General features: G+C 62.8%; 10 protein-coding genes. 1 reads left to right on the top strand and 9 read right to left on the bottom strand.

Annotated features, from left to right (window positions below; translation table 11 throughout):
• Positions 1-158 precede the first annotated feature (158 nt).
• From BWP39_RS23340 to BWP39_RS23325, 4 genes are all read right to left on the bottom strand, one after another.
• Complete coding sequence (locus BWP39_RS23340; protein ID WP_096726120.1) at positions 159-1,001, bottom strand: class I SAM-dependent methyltransferase; 843 nt, start codon at positions 999-1,001, stop codon at positions 159-161.
• A gap of 412 nt (positions 1,002-1,413) precedes the next feature.
• Positions 1,414-2,337: a CPBP family intramembrane glutamic endopeptidase gene (locus BWP39_RS23335; protein WP_096724504.1), complete on the bottom strand. Its 924-nt coding sequence runs from the start codon at positions 2,335-2,337 to the stop codon at positions 1,414-1,416.
• A 37-nt stretch (positions 2,338-2,374) separates the two neighbouring features.
• Positions 2,375-2,929: a TetR/AcrR family transcriptional regulator gene (locus BWP39_RS23330; protein WP_096724502.1), complete on the bottom strand. Its 555-nt coding sequence runs from the start codon at positions 2,927-2,929 to the stop codon at positions 2,375-2,377.
• A gap of 110 nt (positions 2,930-3,039) precedes the next feature.
• Positions 3,040-3,936, bottom strand: a complete 897-nt coding sequence (locus BWP39_RS23325; RefSeq protein WP_096724500.1) for a fructose bisphosphate aldolase — start codon at positions 3,934-3,936, stop codon at positions 3,040-3,042.
• 240 nt (positions 3,937-4,176) lie between these two features.
• Between BWP39_RS23325 and BWP39_RS23320 the strand changes: the two genes are divergently transcribed.
• Positions 4,177-4,785, top strand: a complete 609-nt coding sequence (locus BWP39_RS23320; protein ID WP_096724498.1) for a histidine phosphatase family protein — start codon at positions 4,177-4,179, stop codon at positions 4,783-4,785.
• Between the two features lie 63 nt (positions 4,786-4,848).
• Here BWP39_RS23320 and BWP39_RS23315 read toward each other — a convergent pair whose 3' ends face one another.
• The 5 genes from BWP39_RS23315 to nirB are packed head-to-tail and all read right to left on the bottom strand — an operon-like array spanning position 4,849 to position 12,137.
• Complete coding sequence (locus BWP39_RS23315) at positions 4,849-6,000, bottom strand: CmpA/NrtA family ABC transporter substrate-binding protein (protein WP_096724496.1); 1,152 nt, start codon at positions 5,998-6,000, stop codon at positions 4,849-4,851.
• A gap of 10 nt (positions 6,001-6,010) precedes the next feature.
• On the bottom strand, positions 6,011-6,586 hold the full coding sequence (locus tag BWP39_RS23310) for an ANTAR domain-containing response regulator (RefSeq protein WP_096724494.1): 576 nt from the start codon (positions 6,584-6,586) through the stop codon (positions 6,011-6,013).
• Positions 6,587-6,613: 27 nt separating this feature from the next.
• Complete coding sequence (locus BWP39_RS23305; protein ID WP_096724492.1) at positions 6,614-9,304, bottom strand: nitrate reductase; 2,691 nt, start codon at positions 9,302-9,304, stop codon at positions 6,614-6,616.
• A 59-nt stretch (positions 9,305-9,363) separates the two neighbouring features.
• Positions 9,364-9,693 carry a nitrite reductase small subunit NirD gene (nirD, locus tag BWP39_RS23300; protein ID WP_235851469.1) on the bottom strand — a complete coding sequence of 110 codons (330 nt, stop codon included), beginning with the start codon at positions 9,691-9,693 and terminating at the stop codon, positions 9,364-9,366.
• 11 nt (positions 9,694-9,704) lie between these two features.
• A complete protein-coding gene (gene nirB / locus BWP39_RS23295; RefSeq protein WP_096724488.1) occupies positions 9,705-12,137 on the bottom strand; it encodes a nitrite reductase large subunit NirB in 2,433 nt (810 codons plus the stop codon).
• Positions 12,138-12,690: the final 553 nt, after the last annotated feature.

Raw genomic sequence — 12,690 nt, 5'->3', positions numbered from 1 at the left:
AGACAACGGCGTGGCGACGCGAAGCGCGAATGTACACAAACGACGGAAATCGTGCAGCGGACGTCGCATCACAAACAGGACGAGTGATGCTAACTCAATCATTTTTTTTGCGCTGGGAGCGCGGCAGCGCGGTAGCGCTTGAATGGTGCTCGATTGAATTACTTCGATTCAGGCTGTGGAGGTGAGCCGTGTGGTTTGCGCGCGATGAAATGAAACCACCACACATCGCGGGTGGATGTGTCGTCAACGATGGGCTGATCGTCGCGACTGCCGAACACGGCTTCGACGATCAGACCAAGCGACGCCAACTGACGTCGTTGCTCAGCGAGCGTCGTGTAGACAATCAGAATGCCGAAGTCATGTGCGGCTGCCGTTCTGATCGAATACCCCGGGTAGTCGCGGTGAAAGCGCACGTGTCGCAGGTAGTTGTAGCTTGCCGGCGGAAAGGTTCGTAGCGTGCGCAGAATCCGCCAGCCGTAGCGCAGCGGGTTCAGCGTGAAGCGCGGCATCAGTTGCCAGATGTTCTGGCGAAATCCGGGGCCGTCGCGGTTATGGCTCGAGAACAGAATCAGACCGCCGGGCCGTGTCACACGCGACATTTCCCGCAGGATCAGTACACGGTCTTCGCCGGTTACGCAGTCGATGCCGTTCCAGCTGAAGGTCGTCAGCGCGTAGTGACTGGACGGCAGCGTCGACATATCGCGCGCGTCCATGTGGTACAGCCTGGCGTCCGGGAAGCGGGCGCGCGATTGTTCGAGCAGCTTTGCTGTGTAGTCGATGCCGGTGTAGTCGGACGAGATCTGCATCATCAGCGGAATGGTGCGGCCCGCACCAATACCGATGTCGAGCAGGGGTTGATCGCGACACTCCACTGCAACCCGGGCGAAGGCGGCTTGTTCGCCCGGGTCGGTCCACGTTTTGCTGCGGGTGAATTCGCGCAATGCATCGCGTGAATTCCACGCGCGCCGGTTGATCCGGTCGAGCGGCGGGCGGATGCTCATCGACATGCTCCTCCATCGGAACCTTGCCGTTTTGCGTGCCGCTTGCGCACGGAACCCGAACTTCAAGTTCATCGACGGCGCCGTGCTCGATCGTCGGATACAGGACGAGCGAGCATGGCGACTGTCGATAACGACAGGACCCGGTTGTCATTTTCGTGCGATGGCTTCGCGAGACTGCAGGTTCGTCGAAGTTCGCTCTGGTCTCCTCCAGTCATACGGTCGGCGCAGTGCATTGCAGGCCGTGTATGACGGGCATGACCGAGATTTAACGCGCGGGGTGTGAGCGCATCTGTACGGCTGCGCACATCGTGGGTGCGATACGTGTCGGTGATGGGCTGGAGGTTATTTTGGATGAGGATTGCGACGCGGGCGAAACGCTTGAGTCTTCGAGGTCACGAATCCTGCGCGGTTTTTAGCCTGTCGTTTGCTGGTGGCGTGAAGGTAAGGTGCGCAGAGCGATGAACGCCAGCAGGCCCATCACGGGAAGCATCAACAGACTTCCTTCGGGACCGACGGAACCGCCGCTCAGCCAGTCGGGGCCGATCGCGCGGGTAGTCAGAAAGTGATCGCCAGTGAAGAGTCCGCCGCTGTTCGCCGTATCGAACAAGAAGGATTGGCTCCAGTCCCATGCCGCATGCACACCGATCGCCCACCAGAGCGAACCTGTGCGCCACACGGCAACGCAGGCGACCAGTCCGAACAGGATGGCGAGTACCACTCCTCTGATGCTTTCACCGTGGTTGCCCAGGTGTGCTGTCCCGAACAGCAAGGACGTGAGAATGGCTGCGACAAACGGATTCGTTCCTGCCGCAAGCTTGAAGAACAGGTAACCGCGGCACAACAGTTCTTCGGCGATGGCGACGAGCAGGAAGACCAAGGCCCAGAGCGCAGCCGCCGAGATCAGCGAGCGAAAATCGAGCCCGGAGAATTCGATCTTCGCGCCGCCAGAGAGCATCAACACCGCCATCGTGCCCGACACAAGCACCACGCCCCAGAAAAGCCCTTGTACAAAATGCGCTGCACGATGCGGCGCCCGCAAACCGTAATCGAGCCACGACTTTCTGTCGATCAGACTCAAGACTTTGGTTGCGACCAACACCGCACAAATCAGCACGGTATCGAGGACAATCTGACGCCCCGGCGTAAGTTCACCCCGATGTTGCAAAGGATGATGCAACACGTACGCGACATGAAGGACACCCACCACGAACGCGACGCAAATAATCACGAACAGCAGAGCGGCCCAACCCGCGCGCAAACCATTTCGCCCCATCCAGATGGCCTTGAAACGTGACCATGTAACCGAACGATGTTTTGTGAGTGCAGCAGTTTCCATATGCGGCCGTCCCGTTGTCGAGTGGATGAATGTGCTGTCAGGATTTACGTTTGTCGGGCTTCGACGCCTTCAGCATTCGCCTAAAAATATCGAGCGCCTCGGTCGTACGATCGAGATCGCCGCTACTCAGATATTCCAGTATCAAACCGTCGATCACCGCGCCGCATAGCGTGGCCTTCGCACGGCGATCGGCTGACGGGGGAAGCGCGCTTTCGATCAGATCTAGCCAGCTGGAAGAGCTACGTTCGGCATGACGCGCGTAGTCGGTGGGATTTTGCAACGCGAGCATCTGCACTTCGAAGAACAGGCGCAGATAAGGACTGTTTTGCGGATGCGTTGCCCACTGCCAGACCGTCGTCAAACCATCGGTCTGATCGCTTTCGCTCATCAACGCCGCAAGCGACTGCTGGATGCGCAGGCGCGCTTCGTCCATCACCGTGGTGATCAGCCCTTCCTTGGATTCGAAGTGGTAGATGAGCAGCCGCGAGCTACTGCCGATCTCGGCGGCGAGCGGGCGCAGCGACAGATCCGCCAGCCCATGTTCAAGGAAATACTCGAGCGCCTTGTCGCAGAGTTCGTCTTTGCGTTGCATGAAGCGAACGTTACATGAAGCGACTGCTTCATGCAAGTGCAGTGACAGAACGGGCCCGCTTGCCGGGCCCGTCCTGGGGAAATGCGCGCTAGATCTTCAACCGATTTTCACTAAACCTTCACCACCGACCCCTGATAAATCTCATCGACGGCTTCTCCCAGCGTCGCATCGAACTCGCTGTCGCTCATCGGTTCCCTGAGTTCGTTGATCAGGGCCCGCGAGAAACTGGCGATCATCCCGTGATTGTGGGCAAGGCGCTTGCACGCGTCGGTACGCGTATAGCCGCCCGACAGCGCGACGACCCGTGCAACGCGCGGGTGCTCGATCAGCGGACGATAGAAATCAGCAACTTCGGGAATCGTCACCTTGAGCATCACCTGGCGGTCAGCTGGCAACGCATCGAGACCCTTGAGCAACTCCGCCATCAGAATCGCTTCCGCTTCCTTCTTGTCGGGAATGTTGATCGTCACTTCGGGTTCGAGGATCGGTACGAGGCCGTGCGCATTGATTTGCGCGCCTACTTCGAACTGTTGCGCGGCGATTGCAGCGATACCGTCCGGTGAGGCCTTGCCGACCACCGAACGCATCTTGGTGCCGAACACGCCGAGCTTCGCCGCCCGGTCGAGCAGCGCATCGAGCCCGGGATTCGGCTTCATCAGACGCACGCCGTCGGCTTCGGCTTCGAGCCCCTTGTCGACCTTCAGGAATGGCACCACGCCGCGGTCTTCCCACAGGAAGGCGGGGGTGGGTTTGCCGCGGACCTGTCCGTCCATGGTGGCTTCGAACAGGATGGCGCCGATGATCTTCTCGCCGGTGAAGGCCGGCGCGGTGATGATGCGCACGCGCATTTCATGCATCAGCTTGAACATTTCGGCGTCGCCGCTGTAAGCGCTCTCCGGAATGCCGTACTGTTTCAACGCACCTGGCGTCGAGCCGCCGCTCTGGTCGAGGGCAGCGATAAAGCCTTGTTTTTCACGAACTTGCGCAAGCATCCTGTCATTGGCCATGAGTATTTCCCTTTTCAAAACCCAACACCGGACAGAGGCGCTTCTGATCCGGGCTCTTTGCGTCCAATGCAACAAGTGTACCGGTATTGTCGCCCGATCTTCCCGAAACGCAGTGATGCGGTAGATTGCGGCTTGCATACGACATTCACGCTGCCGTCGTAAAATCCACCCCTGCAGGAATCCACCCCCGATGTCGTCGCGCCGTTCGTCCGGTGCGGCGTCTCTTCACGGAGCGCTTCGATGAACGCTGCTGTAGCCGCACACGACCCACCCGAAATCTGGTTGATCCGCCACGGCGAAACCGAATGGAGCCTGTCCGGCCAGCACACGGGCCGCACCGACATTCCGTTGACCGACCACGGGCGCGAACAGGCGCGTGCGCTGGTACCGGTGGTCGCGGCACAACATTTCGACACGGTGCTGTCCAGTCCGCTGTCGCGCGCGGTTGAAACCTGCAATCTGGCCGGACTGGGCGCACAGATGCAGCGCGAATCCGCTCTGCTCGAGTGGGACTACGGCGTCTACGAGGGTCGCACGACCAAAGAGATTCGCGAGAAGCAAACGGATTGGGCGGTATGGAATTCGCCGATTCCCGAAGGCGAAAGTCTGGAGCAGATTCAGGCGCGGGCGCTATCGCTGGTTGGGCGTCTTCTGACGATGCATGGACGTATTGCGCTGTTCTCACATGCGCATTTTCTGCGTGTGCTGGCGGGGTGCTGGATGGGGGATTCGGCTGTGTTGGGAGCACATCTTGTGCTCGATACGGCGTCCGTCAGCGTGCTCGGTTTCGATCACGAAAACCGTGCGATACGTCAATGGAATCTGCGGCCGCCGGCTCTGGCGACCTGAGGCGATTCTTTAACCGGGCGGCCTCGCAAGAAGCGTAAGCGCAGGCACGCCCGCTCGCTACTGCTACGCGCGGATGTCGAAACTCGCCGTATAGGTGGCATAGGCATCCGCATCGCGCGCATCCCACACACGTCCGTCGAGCATCACGGGTGCCGCACGTTCGTCGGGAACCGCGATGCCCACACCCGCCGCCGCTTCGCGATACAGCGCAGTCTGATTGATCGCCGACGCGATCGCGGCAAAATCGTGACCCGCGTCGATCATGCCCCAGCGCTGGTACTGCGTGAGAAACCAGACACCTTCGGACGGCCGCGGGTAATTCACTGTGCCACCGTCGAAGAAGCGCATCGGCAAGCGTCGCTCACCCTGCGCGTTCTCGATCAACCGCGCGGCGATCGTTCCTGCGCCGATGCCGACAAACTCGGGCCGCGCGAGCCAGTCCGCAATCTCCCGCCGATGCCCGGCGTCGTCGAGCCAGCGACATGCTTCGAGCATCGTTTGCACGAGCGCGCGCGCGGTGTTCGGATAGCGCCGCACGAAATCGCGCCGGCACGCGAGTACCTTCTCCGGATGATCCGGCCAGATCTCGCTCGTATAGAGGTTCGTCGTGCCGAGTTCGCGCGTCTGCGCGAGCGTATTCCACGGCTCGCCGACGCAGAATCCGTCGAGCTTTTCTTCGGCGAGCGCGGCGACCATCTGCGGCGGCGGAATCGCGACGCTGTCGACCTCGCGCAACGGATGCACGCCCTGTGCCGCGAGCCAGTAGTACAGCCACATCGCGTGCGTGCCGGTCGGAAAGGTATGGGCGAACACCGGAGCGCGACCGAGCGACGCGAGCGCCTGTGGCAGTGTGCCGTGTTCGGCGAGTGCGGCGGCGAGGCGGCTCGATAGTGTGATTGCCTGGCCGTTGCGGTTGAGCACCATCAGCACGGCCATATCCGTTTGCGGACCACCAAGGCCCAGCTCGACACCATAGACGAGCCCATACAGCGTATGCGCTGCATCGAGATCGCCGGACAGCAGTTTGTCGCGCACGGCGGCCCACGAAGGCTGGCGCTGCAGTTCGAGCGTGAGGCCGTGCGCATGGCCGAATTCGAGCAGCTTCGCGGCGACGAGCGGGGCGGCATCGGAGAGCGCGACGAAGCCGAGCCGCAGATGCGTTTTCTCGAGCCGGCCCGCGGCGGAGGTGGGGGCGAGGGGAGTGGATGGGTTCATGGGCGGGGCATCATTGGGGCGACTCGGACGCGGCGACGATCTGCCGCGCGACTTCCGCGAGCTTCATGCCCTGGTTCATCGCGAGTCTGCGCAGTGCGGCGTAGGCGGCGGGTTCGGTGAGCTTCTGGCTATCCATCAGTAGACGTTTCGCGCGATCGATCAGCTTGCGTTCGGCGAGTTCATTCTCGGCCTGTGCGAGCCGCTGCCGCAGTTGCGCTTCCTGGGCAAAGCGGGCGAGTGCGACTTCGAGTATGGGCGCGAGGCGTTCGGTGGCGAGTCCTTCGACCAGATAGGCCGTTACGCCCGCACTGACTGCATCGCGGATCAACTGCTGGTTCGAATCGTTGCTGAACATCAGCACCGGGCGCGGTGCGGTTTCGTTCATCACGGCAAGCTGTTCGAGCGTGTCACGCGACGGCGATTCGGTATCGATGATGATCACATCGGGCCGTTCGCTTTCCACTACACGATGCAGCGCCTGCGGTGTCGCGGTGCCGGCGAGCATGTCGTAGCCGAGCCGCGCGAGCGCGTCGCGCAGATCGCCAATGGGCTTGTCGGTATCGGTGACGAGCAGTACGCGGAGCATCGAGGGTGGGTCGTTGTCGATAAAGAACTAGTGAGCGAGGGCGGCTGCGTCGCATAGCCGCTTCAGTTCCGGTACGCATGAGCCGCACACCGTGCCGCAGCCGAGCGTCGCCTTCAGTTCGGCCACGTCCGCACCGCGTGCGATGGCCGCGTTGATCTGCGTTTCGCCGACCTGCTTGCAACTGCATATCGTGCGTTCGCGCGGCGCAGTGTTGCCACGTCGCGCCGCGAATACCGTGAAACGCGGGCCGACCCAGGGCTTGCGTTCGCGCAGATCGGCGAGCAACGCGTCGGCGTTCGTTGTATCGCCGGCCATAACGAAACCGTCGATCATGTTGTCGCGCCATACGACGCGCTTGTCAAGGCCGCGCCGCGCGTCGCGGTATTCGAGCGTGTCGTCGCCGGTGGCGAGGTCGAGCGCCGCGTACAGCCGCTCGAGCCAGCCTGGCGGGGCCGCGACGTCGGCGGCGCGCAGCACGATCAGGTCGTCGGCTTCGACGGCGAGCGCTGCGTAGGCGCATTCGGCCAGCAACGGTTGCAGGGCCGCTTGCATCGCGAGCATTTCGCCGCGCCGCACGGCGACGGCGCGCCACGGCAGATCGACCGCTTCGATGCGCACCGCCGAGTGTTTCAATTCGGGCTGCGCCGACAGCGGGTCGACGGCGGGAACCGTCGTTTCGTTGATGCCGCCGCTCGCCAGAAACTGCGCGCTCCAGTGCATCGGCGCGTAGACGGTACCCGATTGCAGTTCGTCGGACAGTTGTAGCGGCAGCACGAGACTGCCGCGCCGGCTGGCGACGCGCACCAGTTCGCCTTCGCGCAGGCCACGTCGGACTGCGTCGCCGCGCGCCATGCTCAATGCGGGCGCGCTGGCGTGCGTGAACAGCTTCGCGATGCGTCCGCTGCGGCTCATGCCATGCCACTGGTCGCGCAGGCGTCCGGTCAGCAGACGGAACGGATAGCGCGCGTTGACCGGATCGGCGACCGGTAGATAACGCGTCGCATGGAAGCGGGCACGGCCGTCGGCGGTGGCGAACACGGCGTCGGTGTAGCGGCGCGCGGCGCCAGTTTGTGCGCCGTCCGGGAACGGCCACTGTTGAGGACCACGTGCTTCGAGCGTCGCATAGCCAAGGCCGCCAATGTCGAGATCGCGACCCTTCGTCAACACACGATGCTCGTCGAAGATCGCTTCCGGCGATGCATGCTCGAACAGTTTCACCGGGCTGCCGACCAGCCGTTCGATGCGTTGTGCGACCTGGGCGGCGATCCACCAGTCCGCGCGCGCATCGCCGGCCGGCGCCACGGCTGCGCGCACGCGCGAGATGCGCCGCTCCGAATTGGTTACGGTGCCGGACTTCTCGCCCCAGGTGGCAGCGGGCAACACGACGTCGGCGTACGGCACCGTGTCGGTCTGCATGAAGGCTTCCTGCACGACGACGAATTCGGCGCTGGAAAGCGCTTCGCGTACACGCGCGATGTCGGGCATCGAATGAACCGGGTTCGTACACGCGATCCAGACTGCCTTGACCTTGCCGCTGCGCACCGCATCGAACAGTTCGACGGCTGGCAGCCCCGGTCGATCCGACAACGTGCGGATGCCGTCGAGACCCCACAATGCCTCGACTTCGCTGCGATGCGCAGGGTTACCGATGTCGCGATGAGCGGCGAGCATCGTCGCCATGCCGCCTACTTCGCGGCCGCCCATCGCATTCGGCTGACCAGTCAGCGAGAACGGACCTGCACCGGGACGACCGATCTGACGCGTCGCGAGATGCAGGTTGATCAATGCGAGGTTCTTGTCGGTGCCATGGCTCGACTGGTTCAGGCCCATGCAATACAGCGACAACGCGGCGTCGCTCGCACCGAACCATTCGGCCGCCTGCATCAGGTCGCGCTCGGCGATGCCGCATAACTCAGCCGCGACACGCGGTGTGAAATCGCGCACGAGCGTCTTCAGCGCATCGAAGCCCGACGTATGTTGAGCGATAAACTCACGGTCGATCAGTCCTTCCCAGATCAGGTGATGCAGCATGCCGTTGAACAGCGCGACATCGGTGCCGGGCTGGATCGCGAGGTGCAGGTCGGCCATCGCGGCGGTGTCGGTGCGGCGCGGATCGACGACGATCCAGCGCACATCGGGGTTGGCCGCCTTCGCTTCTTCGAGTCGACGGTACAGGACAGGGTGCGCCCACGCCATGTTGCTGCCGGCGAACAACACGGTCTGCGCGTGTTCGAGATCTTCGTAACAGGTCGGCGGGCCATCGGCGCCGAGCGCCATCTTGTACGCAACGACCGCGCTCGACATGCAGAGCCGCGAATTGGTATCGATGTTGTTGGTGCCGATCAACCCTTTCGCGAGCTTGTTGAAGACGTAATAGTCTTCGGTGAGCAACTGGCCGGAGACGTAGAACGCGACCGCATCCGGGCCGTGCTGCGCGACGATATCGGTGAAGCGCTGTGCAACCGTATCGAGCGCGGTGTCCCACGTGACGGGCACGCGCGCCGCGTTGCGTGTCGTGCGCAGTTCGGGTTGCAGCGCGCGACCGGTGTCGCTCTGCGCCGTCGATGCGAGCGCCATGCCCTTGCTGCACAGCTTGCCGAAATTCGCCGGATGCTCAGGGTCCCCCGCCACGCCCGTAATACGCCCATCCTCCGCTTCGATCAGTACGCCGCAGCCGACGCCGCAATAGCAGCAGGTGGAGCGGGTGACAGTCTTCATCGGATCTCCGGGCGGATGGGGGCGGCGTTCATCGTGTGCTCATTGTGCGTTTACGCGGTTCAGACGAGGCTGACAAACACCGAGCCGTCATCGTCCACGCGCACCGGAAAATGACGCGCACAACCTTCGTCAGGCGCCTTCGCCTCACCCGACGCAAGGTCGATGTTCCAGGCATGCAGCGGACACGTGACGCTCTCGCCGTGCACGATGCCTTGCGACAATGCACCGCCCTTATGCGGGCAATGATCGAGCAGCGCGAAGATCGCATTCTGTGCGGTGCGGAAAATCGCGACATTGCCATCGGCGCGTTCGAGCACACGGCTACCGAGCAGCGGAATGTCGTTCACGTCGCACACGCGCGTCCATGAGTAGGTGACTTGCATATCCATAGGTGCATCCTTCATGCGACGATTTTCAGCGGGATGTATTCCTGCTTCTGCGCACCGCCAATACGCGCTTCCCACGGATCAGGCAATCCTTCAAGCGAATACAGCAGCCGTTCGTAGAGCGCCTTGCGGTTGACCGCATCGTCGACCACTTTCCGCTTCACGTAGTCGAGCCCGACTCGCGCGATGTAGTGCACGGTGCGATCCAGGTAGTACGCTTCCTCGCGATACAGCTGCAGGAATGCGCCGCTGTATTCCTTCACTTCGTCGGCGGTTTTTACCTTGACGAGGAACTGCGCGACCTCGGTCTTGATGCCGCCGTTGCCGCCCACGTACAGTTCCCAGCCGCTATCCACCGCGATCACGCCAACGTCCTTGATACCCCCTTCGGCACAGTTGCGCGGACAACCGGATACCGCGAGCTTCACCTTGTGCGGCGACCACATGTTCGCGAGCATCGTCTCCAGGTCGATGCCCATCTGCGTGCTGTTCTGCGTGCCGAAGCGGCAGAACTCGCTGCCTACACAGGTCTTCACGGTACGGATCGATTTGCCGTACGCGTGGCCGGATTTCATGCCGAGATCCCGCCAGACGTGCGGCAGGTCTTCCTTGCGGATGCCAAGCAGATCGATACGCTGGCCGCCCGTTACCTTCACCATCGGTACGTGGTATTTGTCCGCAACGTCCGCGATGCGGCGCAGTTCCGCCGCGGTCGTTACGCCGCCCTTCATCTGCGGGATCACCGAGAACGTGTTGTCCTTCTGGATGTTCGCGTGCACGCGTTCGTTGACGAAACGGCTTTGCGGATCGTCGATGGCTTCGCGCGGCCAGGTGGACAGCAGGTAGTAGTTGATCGCCGGGCGGCAGGTCGCGCAGCCGTTCGGTGTGCGCCATTCGAGGAAGTCGTAGACCGCGCGATGCGTCAGCAGATGATGTTCGCGGATCGCCTTGCGCACTTCGTCGTGGTTGCGATCGGTACAGCTGCATACCGCTTTTGTTTTCGGCGTTTCCTGGAAGCTGGAGCCGACCGTACTCATCAGGATCTGCTCAACGAGACCCGTACACGAGCCGCAGGAACTCGATGCCTTCGTGTGCTTCTTCACGTCGTCGAGCGTGAAGAGCCCTTTTTCGGTGATTGCCTTGACGATGGTGCCTTTGCAGACGCCGTTGCAGCCGCACACTTCGTCGCTGTCGGCCATCGCGGCCGCGCGGCTTTGACCTTGCACGCCCGCATCGCCGACGCTCGATTCGCCGAACATGATGTGGTCGCGCAACTCACCGAGCTTGCGGCCTTCGCGCAGCAGCTTGAAGTACCACGCGCCGTCGGTGGTGTCGCCGTAGAGGCACGCGCCCACCAGTTGATCGTCCTTGATCACGAGCTTCTTGTAGACGCCGCCCGCGGGGTCCGACAACACGATTTCTTCGGTGTGGTCGCCGCCGTAGAAGTTGCCCGCCGAAAACAGATCGATGCCGGTGACCTTGAGCTTGGTCGACAGCACCGAGCCCTTGTAGCTGCCGATGCCCATCAGCGCGAGATGGTTCGCACAGACCTTCGCCTGTTCGAACAGCGGTGCCACGAGACCATACGCGACGCCGCGATGGCTCACACATTCGCCGACGGCGTAGACGCGCGGATCGTAAGTCTGCAGCGCGTCGCTGACGACGATGCCGCGATTGCAGTAAAGACCCGCCGATTCCGCCAGCGCCGTGTTCGGGCGAATGCCGGCGGCCATTACGACGAGATCGGCGGGGAGGCTCTCGCCGTCCTTGAAGCTGACGCCGGTCACTTCACCGGCTTCGTTGCCGGTGATCGCGGCGGTTTGCCGGTTCAGCAGGAACTGCAGGCCGCGCGCTTCGAGCGAGCGTTGCAGCAGCTTGCCCGCGGTCGCGTCGAGTTGACGCTCGAGCAGCGTGTCGGCCAGATGCACGACGGTGACGTCCATGCCGCGCAGCTTCAGGCCGTTGGCCGCTTCGAGACCGAGCAGCCCACCGCCGATCACGATGGCCCGGCGTTTCACCGTGGCCGCATCGATCATCGATTGCGTGTCGTGAATGTCGCGATACGTGATCACGCCTTTCAGCGTGTTGCCTGGCACCGGCAGGATGAACGGTACCGAGCCGGTGGCGATCAGCAGGCGGTCGTAGGGCGCTTCGGTGCCGTCGCTGGCGGTGACGGTGCGGCGTACGCGGTCGATGCGCTCGACCGTCTTGCCGACATGCAGACGGATGCCGTGCTCCTCGTACCACGCGAGCGGATTGAGCACGATGTCGTTGAAGGTCTGCTCGCCCGCGAGTACCGGCGACAGCAGGATGCGGTTGTAGTTCGGATGCGGTTCCGCGCCGAACACGGTGATGTCGTAGTGGCCAGGGGCGATCGCCAGCAGCTCCTCGAGCGTGCGGATACCGGCCATGCCGTTGCCGATGACGACGAGTCGGGGTTGAGTCATGATGATCCGTCGTTGGAGCGCTCCGCTACGCGATGCGGCGGATGCGACAAACGTCGAACGTCGTTGCCCGACTGGATTGACCGGCTGCGGCAGGTACGTTGCGCGGCGCGACCAGATTCATGCTGTCTTGCATCGTTGCAAGCGCTGCAACGTATTAAGCAACCTGTATGCCATCTGGTGTTTCGCGGTGATTTCCGGGCGCTGGAGCGTGTTATGGCGAGCGATGCTCGCGCATGGCGCACCGCGCCTGTGCGCCTTCCGCGATGCTGCACAGATGTGGCGCAACGATGAGTTGCGGTGGCGAGCGGCAAGGCGATCGCCGTGTACCGTCGTGCATGAACGGCATGGTCGATGCGCATGGCCCGAACACTCACGTGCGGAGTAGATGCGAAGCGAAGGGAGTTGGTGTGCGCGGCAAGCGGCGCAGGACGATGCGCCGCGTGCGCTGTGCCATGCGGCGCCGATGCGGCTACGCAAGCGGGCGGGATGACGGAGCGTGTCCCGATACAACACCTCACCGCCGTTGCACGCCTCACCGGCCGGACTGGGCCGA

It is taken from the genome of Paraburkholderia acidicola (assembly GCF_002362315.1).
GTDB lineage: Bacteria > Pseudomonadota > Gammaproteobacteria > Burkholderiales > Burkholderiaceae > Paraburkholderia > Paraburkholderia acidicola.
This window is presented reverse-complemented; position numbering and strand designations above follow the sequence as displayed.